Source organism: Paracidovorax wautersii, from assembly GCF_031453675.1.
Lineage (GTDB): Bacteria > Pseudomonadota > Gammaproteobacteria > Burkholderiales > Burkholderiaceae_C > Paracidovorax.
Genome location: NZ_JAVIZX010000001.1, coordinates 2,576,146 through 2,600,866 on the forward strand (window position 1 = coordinate 2,576,146; position 24,721 = coordinate 2,600,866).

Below are 24,721 nucleotides of genomic sequence, written 5' to 3' on the forward strand. Positions count from 1 at the left end.
GGGCGCTCGCGATGTGGGTGTGCGCGAATTGTCCGGCCGCAGGCAGGCCCGCGCGTGTAGGCGGTTTACAACTGCGTCCCTCGTCCGGTAGCCCACGGGGGTGCGATGGGCTACGCTTTCGGGCTTCGGCGCGGCGCCCCACCCGTGGGCGCCTCCCGGTGCGGGTGTCTGTGGAGGGACCGCCGCCGGGACGTCGCTCTTTCGCTTGCAAACACATGAAACAAGAACACAACAACAAGGTTCGGCTTTTGCGCGGCGCCCTGCTGGCCTGGGGCCTCGCCGCCACCGCGCTGTCTGCCCAGGCGCTCACGGTGGTCAGCTTCTCCCCGCAGGGCGAGGTGGCCCGCATCCGCCAGGCCGTGGCCAAGTTCGACAGCGCAGCCGTCAATTTCGGAGACCCCAAGGCACCGGCCCCCTTCACCGTGAACTGCGGCGACACCGAAGCCGGCAAGGGCACGGGCCGGTGGACCAGCGAGCGCGAATGGGTCTACGACTTCCAGAGCGACATGCCGCCCGGCGTGCGCTGCACGGCCACGGTCAAAGCAGGCTTCAAATCGGCCTCTGGCGCAGCATTGACGGGCGCAACCAGCTATGCATTCAATAGCGGTGGTCCGTTCGTGCAAAGCGTGCGGCCAGGCACCTACCAGGAGATCGACGAAGAGCAGTTCTTCGTGCTGCAGTTCAACGGCGCGGCCACCACGGCCAGCGTGCAGGAGAACGTCTGGTGCGCGGCCGACGGTGTGGGCGAGCGCATCCCCGTGCGCCTGATCGAGGGAACGCAGCGCCAGGAGCTGCTGCAGTCCCAGGGCCTGAAGCCGGCGGCCGAGAAGCAGCCGCAGCGCTACGCCACGCTGGCCTGCAACCGCCGGCTGACATCGGGCTCGCAGATGCAACTGGTGTTCGGCAAGGGCGTCGCCACGCCCAGCGGCGTAGCCAATGCGGTGGAGCGCCGCTTCAGCTACAAGGTGCGCCAGCCCTTCTCGGCAGAGTTCACCTGCGAGCGCGAGAACGCCCAGGCCGCGTGCCTGCCCATCCGGCCGCTGCGCCTGTCGTTCAACGCGCCCGTGCCGCGCAAGCTGGCCGAGGGCATCCGCCTGCAATCCGACAAGGAAACGCTCAAGCCCCAGGTGGACGGCGAGGGCGACGGCGACACGGTGGTCACCGGGGTGGAGTTCAAACCGCCCTTCACGGCGCAGACGGCCTTCACGCTGCAGCTGCCGCGCGACTTCAAGGACGCCTCGGGCCGCACGCTGCGCAATGCCGACAGCTTCCCGCTCAAGGTGGGCACGGGCGCCATGCCGCCCCTGGCCAAGTTCGCTGCCTCGCCCTTCGGCATCGTCGAGCGCTTCGCCGAAGGTCCGCAGGGCCCGGCGCTGCTGCCCGTGACCCTGCGCAACGTGGAGGCCGACCTGCGCGTGCAGGGCCTGCAGCCGGGCCAGACCCTGGATGCGTCCAAGGTGGCCACGCTGCAGCCCAAGAGCGACGCGGACATCATTGCGTGGTTCCGCAAGGTGCGCCGCTATGACAGCTACCAGATCCAGCGCTCCGAAGCACGCCGCGACGTGAAAGGCGCATTGCCCGCCGTGCTGGAGGACTCCGACAAGAACTACGTGCAGACCCGCATGCTGTCACTGCTCTCCGGGCAGGGCGGCGTCAAGACGCTCGACATCCCCAAGCCCGCCAACGGTGACCCGCGTCCGTTCGAGGTGGTCGGCATTCCGCTGCCGGCGGGCTTCCACGTGGTCGAGATCGCTTCGCCGATGCTGGGGCAGTCCCTGCTGGACGAACGTCACGGCGCCGGCCGCACCATGTACGTGCGCACCACCGCGCTGGTGACCAACCTGGGCGTGCACTTCAAGCTCGGGCGCGAGAACGCCGTGGCCTGGGTGACGACGCTCGACAAGGGCCAGGTGGTGCCGAACGCGCAGGTGCGCGTGTCCGGCTGCGATGGCCGCGAACTGGCCACCGCCACCACCAACGCCCAGGGCGTGGCCACCTTCGAGGGGCTGTCGCCGCAGGCGCCCTCGTGCCGCGGCAACGACTGGATGCAGGCCTACTTCGTCAGCGCCCGCGTGGCCGGCGCGGACGGCGTGCAGGACATGGCCTTCACCTGGAGCGACTGGCAGCGGGGCATCGAGCCGTGGCGCTTCAACGTGCCCACCAGCAGCGACCCCAGGCCCGACGAGATCGCCCACACCATCTTCGACCGCACGCTGCTGCGCGCCGGCGAGACGGTGTCCATGAAGCACGTGCTGCGCAGCCAGAACCGCCAGGGCTTCGGCCTGCCGGACAGCGAGCCGGCCACGCTGGTCATCACCCACGTGGGCAGCGGCCAGCAGTTCACGCAGCCCGTCACCTGGCGCAAGACCGCCACGGGCGGCCCGAGCGCCGAGAACACCTTTGCCGTGCCGCCGGCCGCCAAGCTGGGCGTGTACGACGTCGAGCTGCGTGGCGCGGGCGGGCGCGAGCGCAGCTTCAGCTCCGGCCAGTTCCGGGTGGAGGAGTTCCGCCTGCCCGTGCTGGAGGGCCGCGTGGCCCCGGCGGAGAAGAAGCCGCTGGTGCGCGTGCGCTCGGTGCCCACCGATGTGCAGATCAACTACGTGTCGGGCGGCGGCGCGGCCAATCTGCCGGTACGCGTGTCGGCCCTGGTGCGCGGCAAGTCGCTGCAGTACGCCGACTTCGACGCGTTCAGCTTCAGCCCGCCGCGCAAGCGCGACCCCAACGGCAACGCCGGCAGTAGCAGCAGCAGCGACGACGAGGAGGCCACCGCCAGCGACGACGCCCGCGTGATCGCCGACAAGCTGCCCCTCACGCTCGACAAAAACGGCGCCGGCAAGGTCGCCATCGACAACGTGCCGCAGTCCGCCCAGCCGCAGGAGCTGGTGCTGGAAGCCACCTACGCCGACCCGAGCGGCGAAGTGCAGACGCTGCGCAGCACGCAGCCGCTGTGGCCCGCGGCCGTGGTGGCCGGCATCAAGACCGAAGGCTGGGTGTCGGCCGCGCAGAAGATCCGTTTCCAGGCGCTGGCGCTGGGGCTGGATGGCAAGATCCAGGCCGACGTGCCCTTGTCCGTGCAGGCCATCGCCCGCATCACCACCACCAGCCGCAAGCGCATGGTGGGCGGCTTCTACAGCTACGACAACAAGACCGAGACCAAGGACCTGGGCACGGTGTGCACGGGCAAGAGCGACAGCCGCGGCCTGCTGCTGTGCGAGACCAAGCTCGACGAAGCGGGCGAGGTGGAGCTGGTGGTAACCGCGCGCGACAAGGACGGCAACGAGGCCCGCGCGGCGTCGTCCGTCTGGGTCACGCGCCAGGGCGAGCTGTGGTTCGGCGGCGAGGACCACGACCGCATCGACCTGCTGCCCGAGAAGAAGAGCTACCAGCCCGGCGAGACCGCCAAGCTCCAGGTGCGCATGCCGTTCCGCCAGGCCACGGCGCTGGTGTCCATCGAACGCGAGGGCATCATCGACACGCGCGTGGTGCAGCTCAACGGGCAGGACCCGACGGTCAACGTGAAGATCGAGGAAGGCTGGGGCCCCAACGTCTACGTGAGCGTGCTGGCCCTGCGCGGCCGCCTGCGCGAGGTCCCGTGGTACAGCTTCTTCACCTGGGGCTTCAAGGCGCCGCGCGAATGGTGGAGCGCCTTCTGGTACGAAGGCAAGGAGTACGTTGCGCCCACGGCCATGGTGGACCTGTCCAAGCCCGCCTACCGCCTGGGCCTGGCGGAACTGAAGGTGGGCACCAAGGCGCACCAGATCGACGTGAAGGTGGCGGCCGACAAGGAAAGCTACCCCGTGCGCGGCAAGGCGCAGGTGACCATCACCGCCACGCTGCCTGACGGCAAGCCCGCGGCGAATGCCGAGGTGGCGCTGGCCGCGGTGGACCAGGCCCTGCTGGAGCTGATGCCCAACACCAGCTGGAACCTGCTGGATGCCATGCTGCAGCGCCGCGCCTGGGGTGTGGAGACCTCCACCGCGCAGATGGAAATCATCGGCCGGCGCCACTACGGCAAGAAGGCCGTGCCCGCCGGCGGCGGCGGCGGCCGCGCGCAGACGCGCGAGCTGCTGGACACGCTGCTGCTGTGGCAGCCCGCCATCCAGCTTGACGCCAACGGCCAGGCCAGGGTGACGGTGCCTCTGAACGATGCGCTCACCACCTTCAAGATCGTGGCCGTGGCAGACGCGTCCACGGGCCTGTTCGGCACGGGCAGTACCAGCATCCGCGCCACGCAGGACCTGCAGATCATCAGCGGCCTGCCCCCGCTGGTGCGCGAGGACGACCAGTTCCGCGCCCAGCTCACGCTGCGCAACACCACCAAGGCGGCCATGAAAGTGGAGGTGGCGCCGCGCGCCACGCTGCTGAACCTGGACAAGCAGACGGTGGACATTCCCGCAGGCGAGTCGCGCGAGGTGGCATGGAACGTCACCGCGCCCGCCCAGCTGGCGCAGACGCGTGCCGAGGCCATCCTGTGGGAGATCGAGGCGCGCGACACCGTCGGCGGCGCCCGCGACGCGCTCAAGGCCAGCCAGCGCATCATCCCAGCCGTACCGCTCACGGTGCAGCAGGCCACGCTGGTGCAGGTGGACGGCAGCTTCAACCTGGACGTGAACCCACCGGCCGATGCGCTGCCGGGCCGTGGCGGCCTCAAGATGTCGCTGCAGCCCAAGCTGGCCGAAGGCCTGCCGGGCGTGCGCGACTGGTTCGCCAACTACCCCTTCGCCTGCCTGGAGCAGAAGACCAGCAAGGCCGTGGGCCTGCGCGACGGCAAGCTGTGGCAGACGGTGGTGGGCCAGCTGCCCACCTACCTGGACAGCGACGGCCTGGCGAGCTACTTCCCGCCGCAGGCGGGCAGCAGCAACCGCGGCAGCGACACGCTCACCGCGTACCTGCTGGCGGCCACGCACGAGGCGTCCGGCCTGCACCCCGAGTTCGCCCTGCCCGACGAGGCCCGCGCGCCTATGGAGCGCGGCCTGATCGCCTTCGTCGAAGGCCGCATCCAGCGCGACTTCTGGAGCCCGCGCAAGGATCTGGACATGCGCAAGCTGGCGGCCATCGAGGCACTGTCGCGCTATGGCAAGGCCACGGGCCGCATGCTGGGCAGCATCACCATCGCGCCCAACCAGTGGCCCACGCACACGGTGATCGACTGGCTCAACATCCTGAAGCGGGTGCAGGACGTGCCCCAGCGCGAGCAGCGCCTGGCCGAGGCGCAGCAGGTGCTCAAGGCCCGCCTGAGCTACCAGGGCACCAAGCTGATCTTCAGCACCGAGCAGGACGACTACTGGTGGTGGCTGATGCAGAGCGGCGACGTGAACACCGCACGCCTGATGCTGGCCGTGATGGACGACCCGGCCTGGAAGGACGACATGGGCCGCCTGGCCAACGGCTTCATCAGCCGCCAGCAGGGCGGGGCGTGGCACACCACCACGGCCAACCTGTGGGGCGGGCTGGCGCTGGAGAAGTTCAGCGCCAGGTTCGAGGCCACGCCCGTCGCCGGCACCACCCGCGCGGCCATGGGCGGCAACAGCGCCAGCGTGGACTGGGCCAAGGTGGAGCGCGTGAAGACGACGGATGCCACCGGCGCCGCACACCAGACCACCTGGTTCGGCGCGCCGGCGGCTCCGGGCAACCTGAAGAACAACGGCATGTTCCTGCCCTGGAGCGCCGCAGGCGGCAAGGAGAACCTGGCCGTGACGCACCAGGGCCCGGGCAAGCCGTGGCTCACGCTGCAGTCGGTGGCCGCCATCCAGCTGAAGGCGCCGTTCGCTGCGGGCTACGCCATCAAGAAGACGGTCACGCCGGTTGAGCAGGCCGTGGCCGGCCAGTACACGCGCGGCGACGTGCTGCGCGTGACGCTGGAGGTGAACGCCAGCGCCGACATGACCTGGGTGGCTATCACCGACCCGATCCCGGGCGGCGCGACCATCCTGGGCAGCGGCCTGGGCCGCGACTCCGAGATCGCCACGCAGGGCGAGCGCAAGTCCGGCAGCGGCTGGCTGGCGTACGAGGAGCGCAGCTTCGAGGCCTACCGGGGCTACTACGAGTACCTGCCCAAGGGCAGCCTCAAGACCGAGTACACGGTGCGCCTGAACAATGTGGGCGACTTCGCCCTGCCGCCCACGCGGGTCGAGGCGCTGTACGCGCCCGAGATGTTCGGCGAGTCGCCCAATGCCCGTGTGAAGGTGGCCCCGGCCGCCACGCGCTGAGCACCGGCGCGCGCGCAGCGAACGGGGCACGCCGTCCGTCGCCGCCGTGGCCGCCGTGACCGCGTGCGAGGCGGTGGCGGCAGGCGCCGGTCGGCGCGGCCGGCCCCCTCCGCGCCCGATGGCCCCGTGCCGCACGGCATCCGCCGGGGTGCGGCACCAATCCGGTGCCGACGGGCCCGCAAAGTGCACCCAGAGACTGTATACAAACTGGCACGGCCCCTGCTTAGGTAGTCGCGGAGTGGATGCATTCGGCGGCCGGGGGTCTGGTTGTCTGAAACGCCTCTCTGATCCCGCGGGCCTTCGGGCCGGCGGATTCGTCCAGGCGCGTGTGAGGGAGCGTCTGCCGGCCGCTGCCCATGCACGCCGCGCAGGTCCCGCCCGAGGGTGCGCCCACGACGGATGCGAATGCAGGGCCGCGAGCCGCCCGCATCCCAACAAACCACGCTAGAGAGGAGTTCCCTATGACCAAGACAACATCGACTTCCCCCGCCGTCCGGCTGGCCCAGGGCGTCATCGCCACCGCCGCTCTGGCCGGCGCCTCCCTGGCCGGCGCGGCCACCTGGAGCGACACCCACATCGGCTACCGCTACGGCACCGACTTCGCCGAGCCCTTCGTGGGCGACGGCATCGCCAAGAACATCGTCAACATCGGCCACGCCAGCGGCTACAAGTACGGCACGAACTTCTTCAACGTCGACTTCCTGATGGCGGATTCCAAGAACACGAATTCGCACGAGGCCTACGTCGTCTACCGCAACACGCTCGATTTCAGCAAGGTCTCCGGCCAGGACCTGGGCATCGGCCCGGCCCGCAGCTTCGGCTTCACTGCAGGCTTCGACTGGAACACCAAGACCGGCGACGTCTACCAGTCCCGCAAGCGCATGCTGGTGTTCGGCCCGACGGTGATGTTCGATGTGCCCGGCTTCCTGAACGCCAGCGTGCTGGTGCTGCGCGAGAGCAACCGCCCGGCCACGCTGCCCGCTGGTCGTGACCGCTACAGCTACAAGGCGCACCCCATGCTCAACCTGGCCTGGGGCATGCCCGTGGGCAGCACCGGCCTGGCCTTCGAGGGCTACCTGAACTGGATCGCCGCCAAGGGCAAGAACGAGTTCGGGGGCAATACCTCGGCCGAGTTCAACTTCGACGGCATGTTGATGTACGACGTGAGCCCCCTCGTCAAGGCCGAGCCCAAGACGCTGCGGGTCGGCGTGGGCTACCAGTACTGGCGCAACAAGTTCGGCAACCCCAAGAACGTCAACGGATCGAAGGCCAGCACGCCCATGATCCGCGCCGAATACCACTTCTGACGCCCCACGCTCGCATCCCCCGGGCGACACCCGCTGCGGCCCGCCGGGCGAAGGGCCTGCAGGCCGGCCAGCGTGTCCGCCACACCCGTGGCGCACGCGGCCGGCCTTTCTCCTTTTTTCTTTGCTGCGCGCGGCAGCGGGGCTGCGCTGGCGCCGGCCTATGATGGCAGCGCCATGCCATTCCCCAGCACCTTCTTTCTTCAGGTGGTGTCCGCACGCAGCGGACGCGACGCGTCTGCCGCCTGCCTGACCACGGGGGCCGTGCGTTGAGCGCGCAGTCACCCGAGTTGCCGGACGATCTCGGCGCCCTGCAGGCCACGCTGCGCGCGCTGGAGATCGAGTTGCACCATCCGGGCGCAGCCTGTACCGCGCAGCGGCTGGAGCAGTTGCTGCACCCTGAATTCCACGAGGTGGGCCGGTCCGGCCTGCCGTATGACCGCGCCACGGTGCTGCGCTACCTGGCGCATCGGCCCGCGGTGCCCCCGGTGCAGTCGCACGGCTTTGCGGTCAGCCGCCTGGGGCCGGACGTGGCGCTGCTCACCTACCGCAGCACAGAACACCGCGAGGGCCTTGGCGCGCCGCCCGTGCACACCTGGCGCTCGTCGCTGTGGGTGCGCTCGGCGGCAGGCTGGCAGCTGCGCTACCACCAGGGCACCCCGGCGGCGGCCGGTCACTGACCCCGGGCCACGGCCCGGCAACCGGTGGCCGGCTGACCTGCGGCAACCGGCACCGGGCCGATCCCGGACTATGCTTGCGGCTGTCCGCGCGCCGTGCCCTCTGCGGCCGCACCGTTCTCGCCCTCTTTGTCCTTTCGCCAGGAAGCCACACGCCATGCTGATGGGCCTTGCCGCCAATCGTTTGCACCACCGCTCGCAAGATTCCGCCCTGTTCGCGCTGCTGCGCGCCTGTGAGCCCGGCATCCGCGAGCTGCAGCTCGGCCTGCACGCCGTGGGGCGCACGCACGATGCCATCGTCGCCGCGGGCATGCTGCGGGGCTACCGTTCGCTGGTGCGCTACCCGTATGGCCGCGAAGGCGGTCTGATGAAGCTGGTGGCCGAGGTGGTCGGCATGCCGCACGAGGAAGGGCGCACGCTGGACGGCGCCATCTACCTCACCGACCCGGTGGATCCGTCCTCCATCTTCCCCGAGGCGCTGGCGCTCAAGCGCCAGTGCGTGATCCACGGCAAGCCCTTCCTTTCCACCGTGGCCAGCGCGCGCGATTGGATCGAGATGGAGCGCATCCATGCCGGCCTGCCTGCGGACCGCCAGGCCGACGACCTGCACGACCACGCCGAGCAGACGCTGGCCCTGATCGCGCACGACGCGCTCAAGGAGGCCATGGTGGCCTTTGCCGACCGCCACTTCGACGTGCTCAGCCGCTTCCGCCGCCGCGTGGCCACTGGCACCACGGGCCAGCGCCTCAACGAACTGGCCTGGAGCAAGGGCTGGCCCGCCGGCACGCCCTGGGTGGACCGCTACCAGAGCGGCCCGCTGGGCGGCGACGCGCAGATCGCCGACCTGGTGCTGGCGCGCCGCTGCCAGCGTGCCATCTTCTTCGAGGACCCCCACGTCGCTCGCCAGCACGAGGCCGACATCCAGCTGCTGGAGCGGGCCGTCACCACCCGCTCGCACGACGCCGTCTGCACCACCTCCCCGCGCGTGGCCGAACGCTGGTGCGAGGCCGCGCGCCTGCGCCAGGCGCGCTGATACGGCCCTGTTTTTCGATTGGAGTGCTTCATGATCGACCACATCGGCATCGCCGCTTCCGACTTCCAGCGCAGCCGCGCCTTCTATGCGCAGGCGCTGGCGCCCCTGGGCTGTACGCTGCTCATGGAGGTGACGGCCGAGCAGAGCGGCGCCCATGCGCACGCAGGTTTCGGCGTGGCCCCCAAGCCCGACTTCTGGATCAGCGACGGCCCGGCCATGCAGACGCGGGTGCATGTGGCCTTCCGTGCACCATCCCGTGCGCAGGTCGATGCCTTCCATGCCGCCGCGCTGGCGGCCGGCGGGCGTGACAACGGCGCGCCCGGCCTGCGTCCGCATTACCACCCGCACTACTACGGCGCCTTCGTGCTCGACCCGGACGGCCACAACATCGAAGCCGTGTGCCACGACCCCGCATGACGGTTGCTCCGGAAGGTTCGCAACGGCCCCGGGCGTGGGCCTGGCTGGCGCGCGCCGCGGCCGTGGCGGTTGCCTGGACGGCCCTGGTCCCGGCGGCGCAGGCCCTGCCGTCGTATGACGAGGTGCGCCGCGATTTCCGCCCGTCCGACACACAGGTCCTCTCGCGCGAGGGCGAGGTGGTGCAGCGCCTGCGCACCGACGCCACCGTGCGGCGCGGGCAGTGGGTGCCGCTGGCCGACGTGTCGCCCGCGCTGCGCACGGCGCTGGTGTTGAGCGAGGACAAGCGCTTCTACGAGCACAGCGGCGTGGACTGGCGGGCCGCCTCCGCCGCCGCCTGGGGCAACCTGTGGAATCAGCGTACGCGCGGCGCCAGCACGCTCACCATGCAGCTGGCCGGCCTGCTCGACGGCGACTGGCGGCAGGGCCCCGGCGGGCGCAGCGTGACGCAGAAGATCGGCCAGACGGTGGCGGCGCAGGTGCTGGACCGGCGCTGGCGCAAGGACCAGATCCTGGAGGCCTACCTCAACCTGGTGCCCTTCCGCGGCGAGATCGTCGGCATCGACGCGCTGTCGCGCACGCTGTTCGGCAAGGCCGCCCACGGCCTGGACGAGCGCGAGGCCGCCGTGGCCGCGGCCCTGGTGCGCGCGCCCAATGCCCGCGCCGCGCTGGTGGCCCAGCGCGCCTGCGGGGTGCTGCGTGCGATGCAGCCGGGCGGTGGCGCCCCTGCGGACTGCGACGCGCTGGACCTGTTCACCACCGCGGCCCTGCAGCGCCGCGCCTTCGACGCGACGGACGGCATCGCCCCGCACTTCGCGCGCCAGCTGCTGCGGGAGCTGCCGGCCGGGCAGCCCGCCGCGCCCGCCGGCCTGCGCTCCACCTTGAGCGCGCCGCTGCAGCGCGTGGCCGTGCAGTCGCTCACGCAGCACCTGCGCGAGCTGCGCGGGCGCAACGTGGAGGATGGCGCCATCGTGGTGCTGGACAACGCCACGGGAGAGGTGCTGGCCTGGGTGGGCTCGTCCGGCGCCCTCAGCCAGGCGGGGGAGGTGGACGGCGTGCTGGCGCTGCGCCAGCCGGGCTCCACGCTCAAACCCTTCCTGTACGGCCAGGCGTTCGCCGAGAAGCGGCTCACGGCCGCCTCGCTCATCGAGGATTCGCCCGCCCACATTCCCACGGCCAGCGGCCTGTACATCCCGCAGAACTACGACCGGCAGTTCAAGGGCTGGGTGTCCGCGCGCACGGCGCTGGCGGCCTCGCTCAACGTGCCGGCCGTGCGCACGCTGGTGATGGTCACGCCCGACGCGTTCTTCGATCAGCTGCGCGCGCTCGGGATGCCGCTGCGCGAATCCGGCGGGTACTACGGCTTCAGCCTGGCGCTGGGCAGCGCCGAAGTGCCGCTGCTGCAGCTCACCAACGCCTACCGCGCGCTGGCCAACGGCGGCGTGGCGGCGCCGGTGGCCCCGCTGCGGGCCGCAGTGCCGGTGCCCCGCAGGGTGCCCGCGGCGGCCGGCGCTGCGGCGGGCCAGGCGCCGGCGCCGGCGGGCGGCCGGCGCGTGCTGGACGCGGGCGCGGCCTTCATCGTGGGCGACATCCTCTCCGACGGGAATGCGCGTGCGCGCACCTTCGGCACCGACAGCGTGCTCGCCACGCGCTTCTGGTCCGCCGTGAAGACCGGCACCAGCAAGGACATGCGCGACAACTGGGCCGTGGGCTGGTCGCAGCGCTACACCGTGGGCGTGTGGGTGGGCAACGCCAGCGGCGCGGCCATGCACGACGTGAGCGGCACCAGCGGCGCCGCGCCCATCTGGGCCGAAGTGATGGGCTGGCTGCACCGCAGCACGCCCAGCCGCGCGCCCCGGCCGCCGCAGGGGTTGGTGCAGACGGCGGTGCGCTTCGGTCCGCACGGCGGGCAGGACGGCTGGATCGAGAGCGCCCGGCAGGATTGGTTTTTGCCCGGCACGCAGCAAACGCTGTTTGCTATCGATAGTGGAGCTGATGGCGCAGGCAGAACGGGCGCTGCAAGCCAAAAAGGCTCTGAAATCATGGCAGATGCCACCGCTGCGGCGCGCATCCTGAGCCCGGCGCCCGGCACCATCGTCGCGCTGGACCCGGACATTCCGCCTGCCCGCCAGCGGCTGCAATTCGTGGCCTCGGGCGCACCGCGCGGCGCCGTGCGCTGGCGCATGGACGGCAAGGTCGTCGCCCAGGGCCCGCGCTGGGCTTGGCTGCCGTGGCCGGGCCGCCACCGGGTGGAGCTGGTCGATGCCCGCGGCCAGGTGCTGGACCAGGTGCAGATCGAGGTGCGGGGCGCGGGCGTGCGCGGCGCGGCAGCGGCTGCTGCCCCCGCCGCCGGCCCGGCCACGGCGCAGCGCTGAGCGCGCGGCGGGCAGGGCGCCGCCGCTGCGGCCAGGCGACCCGGCGCGATCGGCGCGCGCGGCCTACACTGCCCAGCCTTGCCGCCTCTGAAGGTCGTCCGTGTCCACCGCCGCTCCCCTGCTGTTCGTCCTGATCTGGTCCACCGGCTTCCTTGTGGGCCGCGGCGTGGCCGCGCACGCCGATCCGTTCTGGTTCCTGGCGGCCCGCTTCGTATGCGTGGCCTCGGCGTTCACGGCCGCGGCGCTGTGGGCGCGCGTGGCCTGGCCGCGCGGGGCGCGCCGCATCGGCTGGCACTTGCTGGCCGGCGCGCTGATGAGCGGCCTGTACCTGGGCCCGAGCTGGTGGGCCATGGCGCAGGGGCTGCCGGCCGGCATCATGTCGCTCATCGGTGCGCTGCAGCCGCTGTTCACCGCGCTGATCGCGGTGGCGGTGCTGCAAAAGCGCCTGTCCGGGCGGACGTGGGCTGGCCTGGCGCTGGGCTTCGGCGGGGTGGCGCTGGTGCTGCTGCCGCGCCTGCAGGCCACCGATGCCGGCGCGCTGTCGCTGCCCGTGGTGCTGGTGGCGGCGGGCAGCATTCTGGCGCTCACGGTGGGCTCCATGGTGCAGAAGTCGCCGCTGGCCACGGGCGACCTGCGCAGTGCCAGCGCGGTGCAGAACGTGGGCGCGGTGCTGGTGCTGGCCGCCATGGCGCTGGTCTTCGGCCAGCCGCACTGGGACAACACGCCGCTGCTGTGGGGCTACCTGGCGTTCGCCGTGCTGGTGCTGTCCATCGGCGGGGCCACGCTGCTGATCTGGCTGATGCGCCACGGCGAGGCCACGCGCACCACGGCGCTGCTGCTGGCCGTGCCGCCCCTGTCGGCGCTGCAGGCCTGGCTGATCTTCGACGAGACGCTGTCGGCCGTGCAGCTGGTGGGATTCGTGGTGGCGATCGCGGGCGTGGCGCTGGCACGGAGCCGGTGACAACCCCCTGTGGCGCTCCGCGCCTCCGTGCAGCCGCCAGAGGCGGCAGCCCTTCAGGCACGTCCAAGCCTGCGCAGGCAGGCTCGGAGCCGCGGCCTTCAGCCCCTTCTCTCGCGCTATCGCGCGGGAAGGGGGGACGCAGCCAGCGGCCCGGCGGAGCCGGTTCCGCGGCTGCCGCTGGTGGCGAACCCGCGCATGGCAAGGGCCTGGGTGCGCTACGGGGAGTCCTTGGCGGTGCTGCAAAATTTTCAACACCCCCGCAAAAGCCTTCACGCAGGTGCGAGGCGGTGGCGACTACGATGCGCGATTACCTGCAAGACACCGCCACCAGAGAGACCGCCCGTGCCCGATCTGTCCAAAATCACCACCATCGAAGACCTGCGCGTGATCGCCGAGCGGCGCGTGCCGCGCATGTTCTACGACTACGCCGACTCGGGCTCGTGGACCGAAGGCACCTACCGCGCCAACTCCGAAGACTTTCACCGCATCAAGCTGCGCCAGCGCGTGGCCGTGAACATGGAGGGCCGCACCACCGCGTCCACCATGGTGGGGCAGGCCGTCTCCATGCCGGTGTCCATCGCGCCCGTGGGCCTGACGGGCATGCAGCATGCCGACGGCGAGATCCATGCCGCGCGCGCGGCCGAGAAGTTCGGCATTCCGTTCACGCTGTCCACCATGAGCATCTGCTCCATCGAGGACATCGCCGAGCACACCACGGCGCCGTTCTGGTTCCAGCTGTACATGATGCGCGACCGCGACGCCATGGCCCGCATGATCCAGCGCGCCAAGGACGCGAAGTGCAGCGCGCTGGTGCTCACGCTCGACCTGCAGGTGATCGGCCAGCGCCACAAGGACATCAAGAACGGTCTCACGGCGCCGCCGCGGCCCACGCTCAAGAACATCCTGAACCTGATGACCAAGCCGCAGTGGTGCCTAGGCATGGCCGGCACGCAGCGGCGCACTTTCCGCAACCTGGTGGGCCACGTGAAGGGCGTGAGCGATATGCGCTCGCTGGCTGCGTGGACCAACGAGCAGTTCGACCCGCGCCTGTCGTGGGCCGATGTGCGCTGGGTGAAGGAGCAGTGGGGCGGCAAGCTGATCCTGAAGGGCATCATGGATGCCGAGGACGCGCAGCTGGCCGTGGCCGCGGGCGCCGACGCCATCGTGGTCAGCAACCACGGCGGGCGCCAGCTGGACGGCGCGCCGTCGTCCATCCACGCGCTGCCCGCCATCGTCGATGCGGTGGGTTCGCACATCGAGGTGTGGATGGACGGCGGCATCCGCTCCGGGCAGGACGTGCTCAAGGCCTGGGCACTGGGCGCGCGCGGCACCATGATCGGCCGCGCCATGGCCTACGGGCTGGGTGCCTACGGCGAGGCCGGCGTCACCCGCGCGCTGCAGCTGATCCACAAGGAGCTGGACGTGACCATGGCGTTCTGCGGCCACACCAACATCCAGAACGTGGACCGGGGCATTCTGATTCCGGGAACCTACCCGGTTTGAATCAAATTGGGCTGTAGCGCTTGATAGGCAAGCGCTTCTTGCTGTAAATATAATAGCGCAGTGCGCGGCGGGCCTTGTCGCGCCGACGGAGCCCCCCAGCCCACGCCCAAGCCCCGCCGCCATCGCGGCTGCGCATGCAAGCCCTGCCGATCGGCGGGCGATGCCATACCGCTGCCGCCCGGCGCGGCGTGCCGGCGGCTTTAGAACGTGTTTACGATCTCGCAGGCGTCGCGTTGGAGCGCAATCGGGATGAGTGGAGGCTTCGGGTGCGCCGCATGGGCTCGTGCCCATGCACGCAGCCGGGGCCTCTAATCGCCCGATTTCGCTCCAACCCTTCGGGCAGTGGCGTTTGCGGGCGGTCTGCGGCGTTGCGGCGCTTGTGGATAGCCGAGCTATCCACTGCGCACCGCGCCTTGCATCCCCTCCCGCAAACGCCGCTGCGCGGCCCCTGGGAGATCGTAAACACGTTCTTATAACCAGCGCATGTTTTCTGCTGCCGTCTTCGCCTGGATCTGGATTCCCATCACCCTGTGGGCCGCCCTGGCTCAAACCGTGCGCAATGCCGCGCAGCGCACGCTGACGGCCGAGCTGGGCACGCTTGCCGCCACGCTGGTGCGCTTTCTGTACGGGCTGCCGGTGGCGGCGGCCTGGGTGCTGGGCACCTGCGTGCTGGGCGACCGGCCCGGCCTGGTGCCCGTGTTCACCGGCACCTATGCCGCGTGGCTGGCGATGGGCGCGCTCACGCAGGTGGGCGCCACGGCGTTCCTGCTGCTGGCGATGAAGGAGCGCAACTTCATCCTCGCCGTGGCGTACTCCAAGACCGAGGTGCTGCAGGTGGCGCTGTTCTCCACCGTGCTGCTGCATGAGCTGCCCGGCACCGTGGCGATGCTGGCCATGGCGGCCGCCACCCTCGGCGTGGTGCTGCTGTCGCTGCCGCGCAGCGGGCGCGTGGTGGTGGCCGGGCAGGGCGGCCAGGGGCGCATGGTGGCCTACGGCCTGGCTTCGGGCGCGTGCTTTGCGCTGGCGAGCGTGGGGTTCCGCGGCGCGTCGCTGGCCCTGGGCGAAGGCGTGCAGCCCTGGGTGTCGGCCGGCTGGGGCGTGCTGTGGGCGCAGCTGCTGCAGTCGGTGCTGCTGGGCGGCTGGCTGCTGGCCCGCCAGCCGGGCGTGGTGCAGGCCATCGGCCGGGCGTGGAAGCTCTCGGTGGTGGCGGGCACCATGGGCGGCATCGCGTCCATCGCCTGGTTCACCGCGTATGCCCTGCGCCCGGCGGCCGATGTGCGCACGCTGGGGCTCATCGAGGTGGTGTTCAGCTACCTGGTGTCGCGTCAGCTGTTCCGCGAACGGCTGTCGCGCGTGGAGAAGGCGGGCCTGCTGCTGGTGGTGGCGGGGCTGGTGGGCATCTGCCTGCAGTGGTGAGCGGACAGCGCGGCGCCCCTTTACCGGGCGAGCATCAGCAACTCCTGGATTGATAGCTTGAAGCGCTCATCCAGCAAGCGCCGACGGCCATTTTCCCTCTGAATCGCTACGTGCCGAAGATGTAACGAGCCACGTTTTCTGTGTGCAATCTGTCATCCTACGGGGCTGCTGCCACGTGGAGGTAAGTAACACGATGACACATTTGACGAGACAAGCGATGGCCCCTCGCACCCGTTCCCACCAGCCCGTTCTGCGGGCGCTGCCGCGGTATGCCGCTGCGGCGTTACTTCTTCTGCTGGGCGCCGGCCTCTGGTCCACCGCCCGCGCCGAGACCGGCAAGCTCCTGCTGACCGGTGGCGTCAGCACCGTCAGCGGTTCGGCCGGCGGCGGCATCACGCCCTGGGCCGTGATCGGCACCCAGGCCACCGAGGGCGAGGTGGGCGTGAGCGCCTTTGCCACCCGCGTCGGCACGCTGGACTACGCCCTCAAGAGCTACGGCGCCGCCGTCGCGGTCCACGACCGGGTGGAAATCTCCGTGGCGCAGCAGGACTTCGACGCCGGCCCGGCCGTGGCGCTCAACGGCATCGCCCCCTTCGGCATCGAGCCCAAGCCGCACCTCAAGATGGACATCGTGGGCGTCAAGGTCAAGCTGCTGGGCGACGCCATCCTGGAGGCGCAGAGCCTCGTGCCCCAGATCGCCGTGGGCATCGAGCACAAGCGCCTGCGCCCGGGCTCGCTGGGCGGCGTGATGGACTTCCTGGGCGTGGACCGCTCCGGCACCGACTTCTACGTGAGCGCCACCAAGCTGCTGCTCGACAAGGGCCTGCTGCTGAGCGGCACGCTGCGCTACACCAAGGCCAACCAGAACGGGCTGCTCGGCTTCGGCGCGGCCACCCCGGGGCGCGACCGATACAGCCTGCAGCCCGAGATCTCGGTGGCCTACCTGCTGCGGCGCGACCTGGCCATCGGCGCCGAATACCGCTTCAAGCCCAACAACCTGCAGGCGCTGGGCACTGCCGCCGGCCTGGGCGATGCCCTGCGCGAGGACGACTGGAAGGACGTGTTCATCGCCTGGGCGCCCAGCAAGAACCTGTCGCTCACGCTGGCGTACGTGGACCTGGGCCGCATCGTGCCCGGCGTCGCGCCGCGCCGGCAGACCGGCTACTACTTCTCCGCCCAAGCCGGGTTCTGAGGCCGCACATGCCGACCGTGTCGCCCCTGCCGCCTTCGTCGCCCGCGCTGCCTGCCTCTCGGAGCCTTGCCATGCGATCCCTGATGTCCGCCGCCCGCCGGGGCCTGATCGCCGGGTTGGCCTTGGCCTTGCCGGCCCTTGCCGTGGCGCAGCCGGCGCCCGCCGCTGTCACCGCCGCGCCGGCGTCGGCCCCTGTCTCCACGGCCCCGCCGCCGCTGGGCAACGGCGCCGACAACGCCGGCATGACGCGCCCGGCGCCCGCCGGCCTGTACCAGGCGCTGGGCGAGCGCGAGGGCATCGCCCGCATCATGGACGACCTGGTCAACCGCGCCATGGCGGACGCCCGCATCGGCCCGATCTTCAAGGACACCAAGGCGCAGGCGCTCAAGGACAGCCTCACCTTGCAGATCTGCGTGCTGGCCGGCGGCCCCTGCGTGTACGAGGGCGACAACATGAAGGCCGCCCACGCCGACTTCGTGATCACCAAGGGCGACTTCAACCGGCTGGTGGAACTGCTGCAGTTCGCCATGGACGGGCAGAACGTGCCCTTCACGCAGCAGAACCGTCTGCTGGCGCTGCTGGCACCCATGCACGGCGACGTGATCACCCGCCGGTGAACGCCGCGGTCATTGCTGCAGATTGAATAGCAGTCAGCGCTTTATCCATCAGCTCTGTAGGCCGAAAAGGCTTGAACCGTTGCGGAGGCGGGCCATTCCCCAGCGCCACGGCCGCGCCTGGTTGCCAGCGCCACAATAGCGGCTGTGACTGCGCCTGCCGATTCTTCTGCTGCCCCTGACTCCCCTGCGGCCACCGTCGTCAGTGCCCCTGCGCGGCCGCGCCGCATCGCGCACCTGGACATGGATGCGTTCTATGCGTCCGTCGAGCTCTTGCGCTACCCGCAGCTCAAGGGGCTGGCGGTGGTCATCGGCGGCGGCCGGCGGGCGCAGGACGATGCGCTGCTGGCCGAATACGGCCAGCTGGCCGACATCCCGGTGGCTGCCTTCCCGCGCCTGAAGGACTACGTGGGCCGCGGCGTCATCACCACGGCCACCTACCCGGCGCGGCAGTTCGGCGTGGGCTCGGCCATGGGCATGATGAAGGCCGCGCGTCTGTGTCCCGAGGCCATCCTGCTGCCCGTGGACTTTGCCGAGGTGCGGCGCTTCTCGCGCCGCTTCAAGGAGATCATCCTGTCCATCGCGCCGGTGATGGAAGACCGCGGCGTGGACGAGGTCTACATCGACTTCACCGACGTGCCCGGCGGCCAGCGCGAGGGGGGCCGCGTGTTGGCGCGGCTCATCCAGAAAAGCATCTTCGACGACACCGGCCTGACGTGCTCGCTGGGCGTGGCGCCCAACAAGCTCATCGCCAAGATGGCGAGCGAGTTCAACAAGCCCAACGGCATCTCCATCGTCCGCGAGGGCGATCTGCAGACGCTGATCTGGCCGCTGGCCTGCCGCAAGATCAACGGCGTGGGTCCCAAGGCGGACGCCAAGCTGCAGGCCCTCGGCATCGAGACCATCGGCCAGCTGGCGGCCGAGCCGCGCGAGAGGCTGGTGCAGCACTTCGGCCGCTCGACCGGGGCGTGGCTGCACGAAGCCGCCTGGGGCCGGGACGACCGCCCGGTGGTGACGGAAAGCGAGCCCGTGTCGATGAGCCGCGAGACCACCTTCGACCGCGACCTGCACGCCGTGCGCGACCGCGCCGAGCTGGGCCGCATCTTCACCGACCTGTGCGTGCGGGTGGCCGAGGACCTGCGCCGCAAGGGCTACATGGGCAAGACCATCGGCATCAAGCTGCGCTTCGACGACTTCAAGATCGCCACGCGCGACCAGACCATCGACGTGTACACGCAGGATGCGGCCGTGATCCGCCGCGCGGCGGGGCTGTGCCTCAAGCGCGTGCCGCTGGACCGGCGTCTGCGCCTGCTGGGCGTGCGCGTCGGCAGCCTGCTGCCCGAAGACCAGGCCGCGCAGGCGCTGGAACCCCGCGGCGTGCCGTCTGGCGGAATCGGGACCAACGCCGTCTTGTTTTGACCACTGCGGCGTTTGACGTGCGTCAAACGCCATGCCGATGGACACAGCGCTGAAATGTGAATTTCTATACTGAAAATCACATTCAGAAACACCCCCTGTTCGATGCGCGTCAACCTGCCTGTCACCCCGCACGAGTACGACTATCCCGGCGAAGAGCTGCTCATGTCCACCACGGACGCCCAGGGCCGCATCACGCACTGCAATGCCGCCTTCATCCGCGTGAGCGGCTATACGGCGCAGGAGCTCATCGGCCAGCCGCACAACATCGTGCGCCACCCCGACATGCCGCCCGAGGCCTACCGCGACCTGTGGGCCACCGTGGGCCACGGCCGCAGCTGGACCGGCCTGGTGAAGAACCGGCGCAAGAACGGCGACCACTACTGGGTACGCGCCAGCGTCACGCCCATCGTGGCACAGGGCCAGCCGCGCAGCTACATGTCGGTGCGCGCCAAGCCCTCGCGCGAGGAGATCCAGGCGGCCGAGGCGCTGTATGCCCGCATCCGGGCCGAGCGCGAAGCCGGCCGCACCACCTTCCGCCTGCATGCGGGCCGCGTGCGCCGCACCGGCTGGCGCGATCTGCTGGGCAAGCTGCACCGCACCAGCATCACCCAGCGCCTGGGCGCCGCCCTGGGCGTGCTGCTGGCGCTGCTGCTGTTGCCGGGCGCGCTGGGCTGGCAGGGCGGGGCCGTATGGACGGCCCAGGCCTTGCTGGGCACGGCGCTGGCCGCGGGCATCGTGTGGCGCTGCCACCGCGGCATCGCCCGCGGCCTGGCGGACGCCAACCTGCTGGCGCGCGACATCGCGGGTTGCAACCTGGCCTCGGCCGTCAGCGGCGGTGCGCAAGGCCGCCATCCCATGGCCCTGCTGACCGAACGGCTGCAGCAGATCCAGACCAACCTGCGCGCCGTGGTGGGCGACGCGCGCGTGGAGATCGGCGGCTTCGGCGCCCTGTCTGCCGCCCTGGCGCAGGGCGCGCAGAACCTGTCGGAGCGCACCGAGTCGCAGGCCAGCAGTCTGCAGCAAACGGCGGCGTCGATGGAGGAGCTGTCCACCACCGTGCGCCACGCGGCCGACGCGGTGCAGCAGGTCTCGCAGCAGAGCGAGCACAGCGCCGACCTGGCGCGCCGCGGCGGCCAAGCCGTGGCCGAGGTGGGCCAGGTGATGCAGTCCATCGAGCAGTCGTCGCGCAAGATGGGGCAGATCATCGCCACCATCGAGGGCATCGCCTTCCAGACCAACATCCTCGCGCTCAACGCCGCCGTCGAGGCCGCGCGTGCCGGCGAGCAGGGGCGGGGCTTTGCCGTGGTGGCGGGCGAGGTGCGGGCGCTGGCCCAGCGCAGCGCCACGGCCGCCGGCGAGATCCGCACGCTGATCGGCGAGTCGGGCGGGCACATCGCCCGCGGCGCCGGCCAGATGCAATCCGCCGGGCAGACCATCGGAGAGGTGGTGGATTCGGTGGCCTACGTGAACACGCTGATGGCGCAGATCGGCCAGGCGGCGCGCGAACAGTCGCAGGGCATCGCACAGGTGAACGGCGCCGTGGTGGACCTGGACCGCGTCACCCAGCAGAACGCCGCGCTGGTGCAGGAGTCGGCCGCGGCAGCATCCAGCGTGAACGGCAACGCCACCATGCTGGGACGCACGCTGGCGGTGTTCACGCTGCCGTGAGTGGCGGCCCCGGTCAGGGTCCCGCCCCTGCGGAAGGCATCGCCATCACGGCCACGGCGATGCCCGGACCGGAAACGTTTTGCTCCTGAATAAGGAGCTGGATGCTCTTGTCAAACAAGGATTTCAGGTTCGAATGCCATTGAAACCTTCGCACATCAAGCGCAGTGCGCTCTCTTTTTTGAAGTAACCCGCAGCGCACCGGTTACTGCCGCGCCGTTCGCACGTTGGCCGGCAACTGCTGCGGGTGGCTGGTGCGCAGCGGGTTGATGTCCAGCCCGCCGCGGCGCGTGTAGCGGGCGTACACGGCCAGCTTGATGGGTTGGCAGCGCGTCCACACGTCCATGAAGATGCGCTCCACGCACTGCTCGTGGAATTCGTTGTGGTTGCGAAAGCTCACCAGGTATTTCAGCAGCCCTTCCTGGTCGATCTGCGGGCCGCTGTAGCGGATCTGCACGCTGCCCCAGTCCGGCTGGCCGGTGACCAGGCAGTTGCTCTTGAGCAGGTGGCTGACCAGCGTCTCGGTGACGGGCGCGTCGGTGTGGTTGGCTTTGAGCAGTTCGGGCGCGGGCGTGTACTGCGTGCACTCCACGTCCAGCCGGTCGAGCAGCAGGCCGTCCAGCTCGTGCACGGGCTCGCGGTCGAACAGCTCGGGCAGCAGCAGCTTCACGCCCACGCTGGACGCCTGCGCCGCGCCGCGCCAGGCGGCCTCGCTCAGGTCGGCCCGCAGGCGCGCCTGCACCTCGGCCGCATCGGCGAAGCGCGTGTTGTTGAAGCTGTTGAGGTAGAGCTTGAACGACTTGCTCTCGATGATGTTGGGCGTCTCGCAGGGCACGGTGATGTGCGCGATCGCCACCTGCGGCTTGCCGCGCGCATTCAGCCACGACAGCTCGAAGGCCGTCCACAGGTCGGCGCCGAAGAAGGGCGCCTGGCCGTCGATGCCGATCTCGGCCCGCTTGCCGACGCGCGGAATGGGAAAGAGCAGCGAGGCGTCGTACTGGTCCACATAGGCCGAGGACTTGCCGAGCTGGGATTGTTCTGGGGTGTTCATGGAGCGGGATCGGGTGAAGGCCGGCAATGGCTGAAGAAAAGGGGACGGCCCGGCAAAGGGGGGGCCGGGATGGCGTAATTGCGGCAGATCTGCCGCTTCTCCCGTGCAACGTGAGTCACGCTGGGCCACATCCGAGGTGTCTGCAACTCGCGTGGCCGTCGGGTCGCCATTGTCGTTGAGACCTGCCTTGAGCGCAGCTTGCCGCTCAATGGCGTGCGTCTCCGTTACGTGAGCATGCCTGCCGAGGGCATTGCGCCGGTCGCGAAAAGAATGGTTTTCTTGACTATTTGACAAGTAAACATGACATCGATAAAGTCACGTCAACCTTACATGGAGTTGCCGATGTCTGTTCTTGCCTCGCCGCGTTCTGCGGCTGTTTCTTCATCTACCCGGCGCTATGTGGTGCGCACAATGGGCTTCATGGCCGCCTATTGCCTGCTGAACATGGCCGCGATCTTCGGCGTCTTCGATGCGTGGATCGGCACGCCGACGGGCTGGGTGCTGGCACTGGCGGTGGCGCTGCCGATCGCGGGCCAGGCCTGGGCCTTGCTGCGGTTGATCGTGGACAGCGATGAGTTCCTGCGCGTGCTGTGGGCCAAGCGCGTCATCTGGAGTGCCGGCGTGGTCATGGTGGTGTGCACGGCCTGGGGCTTTGGCGAGAGCTATGCCAATGCGCCGCACCTGAGCGCCTGGCTGATCTTTCCGCTGTTCTGGGCCGTCTCGGCCGTGGTGTGGCCCTTTGTGCGCTCCAGCCGCTGAGTGGGCCGATGAAGAACCGCTTACGTGTGCTGCGCGCCGAAGCCGGCTGGACGCAGGCCCAGCTCGCCGAGCGCCTGGCCGTCTCCCGCCAGGCCGTGAATGCGCTGGAGGTGGAGAAGCACGATCCTTCGTTGGACCTGGCCTACCGCATCAGTGTGGTGTTCGGCCGGCCGGTCGAGGACATCTTCGAGAACCCGCACCGCCCGCCGGCTGAGGGGAGGAACCCCGGGCTCGGATCCGGTGGGTGACGGAGCCGTGGCAAAGAGCACTGCAGCCGCGCGGCGTGTCACTGGAATTCGCGTTCGCGCAGCCACTTGGTGGCGATCCACTTCGAGCCCGCCCGCACCGGCGATCCGCCGTGCAGCGTGCCGGTGCTGGGATCGGCTCGGTCGTAGCTGAAGAACACCGCGTTGCCGCGCCGCGGAGCCACCTCCAGGTGGGCATCGGGGAACACGGTGCCGCCGCCTTGCTCGGGCTCGTTCAGGTAGATTACCAGCGTGGCCAGGCGCTGGCCGCCGCGGCGCAGGATGGTGGCGGTGCCGGGTTCCTTGGGGTCGAAATAGTCGTAGTGGGGCTTGTATTCGGCGCCCGGGCGGTAATGCAGCACCTGCAGGCCCTCGCCGTTCTCGACGGGCCAGTTCACCAGCCGGGCGATGCGCTCTTCCAGGCGGCGGACCACCTCGTTCTCGCCGCGCTGGAAGAACATGCCGTCGCTGGTGCGGTCTTCGTTGACCTCTTCGCCGCCGGTGCGCGTGGCCACCGTCAGCGAGCGGGCCAGGCGCGGCTCGGCCGCGGCCACGATGGCGTCGCATTCCTCGGGCGACAGCAGGTTGCCGAACAGCACCACGCGCGGCTGCGCCATGACCATCAGCACCTCGACCTCGCGGTCGCCCACGTCGATGCGCAGGGGCGAGGCGGACAGGTCGGGTTCGGGCACGGCCACCGCTGCAGCCACAGCAGCCGCTGCGACCGGGGCCTCTGCGGGCGCGGCAGCGCCTCCGTCGCGCGCCCGGACCAGGTCGTCCAGGTGGGCGCGCAGCACATGCTCCATGGCGTAGGTGGCCACGTCCTCCGACCAGCCCGCGTCGAGCATCGATTGAAGCACCACCGGCCCCGTGAAGCCGGCCTGCGCCTGCGCGATGATCCATTCCCGCAGCTCGGGCGTGATGGCCCGGGCGGCGGCCTGGTCATCCATGGCAGAGGCGGTGGCTGCGGAAGAGGAGGGGCTCGTGCGTGGTGGCATGGCGGTATGCGTGCGTCGTCAGGCGTTGGAGCGTAAAGGGAGGATGGCAGCCAGGGCTGCGGCCGGAGCCGCCAGCCTAAAGCGTTTGGGGTCAGGCCGCCAGCTTGCGGCGGAACACCAGGCGCTCGGGGGAGGAGGCCGCGGCGTCGAAAGCATAGCCTTCCAGGTCAAAACCCTCCAGCTTGCGCGGGGTCGTCACGCCGTGCTGGATGGCGTAGCGGGCCATCAGCCCGCGCGCGCGCTTGGCGTGGAAGCTGATGATCTTGTACTGGCCGCCCTTCCAGTCCTCGAAAACGCAGTCGATCACGCGTGCCTTGAGCACCTTGCGGTCCACCGACTTGAAATACTCCTGCGAGGCCAGGTTGACGATGACCGGCGTGGCGTCGGCCTGCAGGCGGGCGTTGAGGTGCTCGGCAATGCGCGCGCCCCAGAACTGGTAGAGGTTCGCGCCTGCGTCCGTCGCCAGCCGGGTGCCCATTTCCAGCCGGTAGGGCTGCATCCAGTCCAGGGGCCGCAGCACGCCGTAGAGCCCGCTCAGGATGCCGATGTGCTCCTGCGCCCAGTCCAGCTCGGCGCGCGAGAGGCTCTGCGCCTGCAGGCCTTCGTACACGTCGCCGTTGAAGGCCAGCACGGCTTGGCGCGCATTGCGGGCCGAGTACTTCGGGCTCCAGGCGGCGTAGCGGCCCACGTTCAGCGCCGCCAGCGGGTCACTGATGTCCATGAGCGAGGCCACCTGCTGCGGCGACAGGCCGCGCAGCACCTCGATCAGCTCCCGGGTCTGGGCCGGAAAGGAGGGCAGGGTGTGGGGCAGCCCATCGGGCAGCGGGGTGTCGTAGTCCAGCGACTTGGCAGGGGACAGCAGGAACAGCATGGTGCGGATCATTCC

General features: G+C 70.2%; 18 protein-coding genes. 15 read left to right on the forward strand and 3 right to left on the reverse strand.

Annotated features, from left to right (window positions below):
• Positions 1-215 precede the first annotated feature (215 nt).
• From QE399_RS11635 to QE399_RS11695, 13 genes are all read left to right on the forward strand, one after another.
• Entirely contained in the window at positions 216-6,209 is a 5,994-nt protein-coding gene (locus tag QE399_RS11635; RefSeq protein WP_309828925.1) for an alpha-2-macroglobulin family protein, read from the forward strand.
• Between the two features lie 461 nt (positions 6,210-6,670).
• Positions 6,671-7,516, forward strand: coding sequence for an outer envelope protein (locus QE399_RS11640; RefSeq protein ID WP_309828927.1), 846 nt, complete (start codon positions 6,671-6,673; stop codon positions 7,514-7,516).
• Positions 7,517-7,782: 266 nt separating this feature from the next.
• Complete coding sequence (locus QE399_RS11645; protein WP_309828929.1) at positions 7,783-8,193, forward strand: nuclear transport factor 2 family protein; 411 nt, start codon at positions 7,783-7,785, stop codon at positions 8,191-8,193.
• Between the two features lie 154 nt (positions 8,194-8,347).
• Entirely contained in the window at positions 8,348-9,223 is an 876-nt protein-coding gene (locus tag QE399_RS11650) for a methylglyoxal synthase (protein WP_309828931.1), read from the forward strand.
• A gap of 30 nt (positions 9,224-9,253) precedes the next feature.
• On the forward strand, positions 9,254-9,640 hold the full coding sequence (locus QE399_RS11655; RefSeq protein ID WP_309828933.1) for a VOC family protein: 387 nt from the start codon (positions 9,254-9,256) through the stop codon (positions 9,638-9,640).
• Positions 9,637-12,012, forward strand: coding sequence for a penicillin-binding protein 1C (gene pbpC, locus QE399_RS11660; protein ID WP_309828935.1), 2,376 nt, complete (start codon positions 9,637-9,639; stop codon positions 12,010-12,012). The genes QE399_RS11655 and pbpC overlap by 4 nt, the downstream gene beginning before the upstream one ends.
• Before the next feature lie 100 nt (positions 12,013-12,112).
• The gene (locus QE399_RS11665) at positions 12,113-12,973 is read left to right on the forward strand and encodes a DMT family transporter (RefSeq protein ID WP_309828937.1); all 861 of its coding nucleotides are present in this window, start codon (positions 12,113-12,115) and stop codon (positions 12,971-12,973) included.
• 342 nt (positions 12,974-13,315) lie between these two features.
• Positions 13,316-14,476, forward strand: coding sequence for an alpha-hydroxy acid oxidase (locus QE399_RS11670; protein ID WP_309828938.1), 1,161 nt, complete (start codon positions 13,316-13,318; stop codon positions 14,474-14,476).
• A 483-nt stretch (positions 14,477-14,959) separates the two neighbouring features.
• Positions 14,960-15,892: a DMT family transporter gene (locus QE399_RS11675; RefSeq protein ID WP_309828940.1), complete on the forward strand. Its 933-nt coding sequence runs from the start codon at positions 14,960-14,962 to the stop codon at positions 15,890-15,892.
• 217 nt (positions 15,893-16,109) lie between these two features.
• Positions 16,110-17,084 carry a DUF3034 family protein gene (locus QE399_RS11680; RefSeq protein WP_309828941.1) on the forward strand — a complete coding sequence of 325 codons (975 nt, stop codon included), beginning with the start codon at positions 16,110-16,112 and terminating at the stop codon, positions 17,082-17,084.
• Between the two features lie 71 nt (positions 17,085-17,155).
• The gene (locus QE399_RS11685) at positions 17,156-17,701 is read left to right on the forward strand and encodes a group I truncated hemoglobin (RefSeq protein ID WP_309828943.1); all 546 of its coding nucleotides are present in this window, start codon (positions 17,156-17,158) and stop codon (positions 17,699-17,701) included.
• Between the two features lie 240 nt (positions 17,702-17,941).
• A complete protein-coding gene (locus QE399_RS11690) occupies positions 17,942-19,117 on the forward strand; it encodes a Y-family DNA polymerase (protein ID WP_309832049.1) in 1,176 nt (391 codons plus the stop codon).
• Between the two features lie 102 nt (positions 19,118-19,219).
• Positions 19,220-20,785, forward strand: coding sequence for a methyl-accepting chemotaxis protein (locus tag QE399_RS11695; protein WP_309828944.1), 1,566 nt, complete (start codon positions 19,220-19,222; stop codon positions 20,783-20,785).
• Positions 20,786-20,987: 202 nt separating this feature from the next.
• Here QE399_RS11695 and queF read toward each other — a convergent pair whose 3' ends face one another.
• Positions 20,988-21,833 carry an NADPH-dependent 7-cyano-7-deazaguanine reductase QueF gene (queF, locus tag QE399_RS11700; protein ID WP_309828946.1) on the reverse strand — a complete coding sequence of 282 codons (846 nt, stop codon included), beginning with the start codon at positions 21,831-21,833 and terminating at the stop codon, positions 20,988-20,990.
• A gap of 342 nt (positions 21,834-22,175) precedes the next feature.
• Between queF and QE399_RS11705 the strand changes: the two genes are divergently transcribed.
• Entirely contained in the window at positions 22,176-22,592 is a 417-nt protein-coding gene (locus tag QE399_RS11705; RefSeq protein ID WP_309828948.1) for a hypothetical protein, read from the forward strand.
• A gap of 8 nt (positions 22,593-22,600) precedes the next feature.
• Positions 22,601-22,840 carry a helix-turn-helix transcriptional regulator gene (locus QE399_RS11710; RefSeq protein WP_309828950.1) on the forward strand — a complete coding sequence of 80 codons (240 nt, stop codon included), beginning with the start codon at positions 22,601-22,603 and terminating at the stop codon, positions 22,838-22,840.
• 38 nt (positions 22,841-22,878) lie between these two features.
• Here the strand turns inward: QE399_RS11710 and QE399_RS11715 are convergent, their stop codons facing one another.
• The gene (locus tag QE399_RS11715; RefSeq protein WP_309832051.1) at positions 22,879-23,787 is read right to left on the reverse strand and encodes a 2OG-Fe(II) oxygenase; all 909 of its coding nucleotides are present in this window, start codon (positions 23,785-23,787) and stop codon (positions 22,879-22,881) included.
• A 139-nt stretch (positions 23,788-23,926) separates the two neighbouring features.
• Positions 23,927-24,706 (reverse strand): peroxide stress protein YaaA, encoded by a 780-nt coding sequence (gene yaaA, locus QE399_RS11720; protein ID WP_309832053.1) that lies wholly within the window; start codon positions 24,704-24,706, stop codon positions 23,927-23,929.
• Positions 24,707-24,721 lie beyond the last annotated feature (15 nt).

What these genes read in the sequence shown, in the direction of transcription:
- QE399_RS11685 (WP_309828943.1), top strand. Translation starts at nt 17,156, where the DNA reads ATGCGATCCCTGATGTCCGCCGCCCGCCGGGGCCTGATCGCCGGGTTG.
- yaaA (WP_309832053.1), bottom strand. Translation starts at nt 24,706, where the DNA reads ATGCTGTTCCTGCTGTCCCCTGCCAAGTCGCTGGACTACGACACCCCG.
- QE399_RS11705 (WP_309828948.1), top strand. Translation starts at nt 22,176, where the DNA reads ATGTCTGTTCTTGCCTCGCCGCGTTCTGCGGCTGTTTCTTCATCTACC.
- QE399_RS11635 (WP_309828925.1), top strand. Translation starts at nt 216, where the DNA reads ATGAAACAAGAACACAACAACAAGGTTCGGCTTTTGCGCGGCGCCCTG.
- QE399_RS11715 (WP_309832051.1), bottom strand. Translation starts at nt 23,787, where the DNA reads ATGGATGACCAGGCCGCCGCCCGGGCCATCACGCCCGAGCTGCGGGAA.
- pbpC (WP_309828935.1), top strand. Translation starts at nt 9,637, where the DNA reads ATGACGGTTGCTCCGGAAGGTTCGCAACGGCCCCGGGCGTGGGCCTGG.
- QE399_RS11695 (WP_309828944.1), top strand. Translation starts at nt 19,220, where the DNA reads ATGCGCGTCAACCTGCCTGTCACCCCGCACGAGTACGACTATCCCGGC.
- QE399_RS11675 (WP_309828940.1), top strand. Translation starts at nt 14,960, where the DNA reads ATGTTTTCTGCTGCCGTCTTCGCCTGGATCTGGATTCCCATCACCCTG.
- QE399_RS11690 (WP_309832049.1), top strand. Translation starts at nt 17,942, where the DNA reads ATGGATGCGTTCTATGCGTCCGTCGAGCTCTTGCGCTACCCGCAGCTC.
- QE399_RS11640 (WP_309828927.1), top strand. Translation starts at nt 6,671, where the DNA reads ATGACCAAGACAACATCGACTTCCCCCGCCGTCCGGCTGGCCCAGGGC.
- QE399_RS11655 (WP_309828933.1), top strand. Translation starts at nt 9,254, where the DNA reads ATGATCGACCACATCGGCATCGCCGCTTCCGACTTCCAGCGCAGCCGC.
- queF (WP_309828946.1), bottom strand. Translation starts at nt 21,833, where the DNA reads ATGAACACCCCAGAACAATCCCAGCTCGGCAAGTCCTCGGCCTATGTG.
- QE399_RS11650 (WP_309828931.1), top strand. Translation starts at nt 8,348, where the DNA reads ATGCTGATGGGCCTTGCCGCCAATCGTTTGCACCACCGCTCGCAAGAT.
- QE399_RS11680 (WP_309828941.1), top strand. Translation starts at nt 16,110, where the DNA reads ATGGCCCCTCGCACCCGTTCCCACCAGCCCGTTCTGCGGGCGCTGCCG.
- QE399_RS11710 (WP_309828950.1), top strand. Translation starts at nt 22,601, where the DNA reads ATGAAGAACCGCTTACGTGTGCTGCGCGCCGAAGCCGGCTGGACGCAG.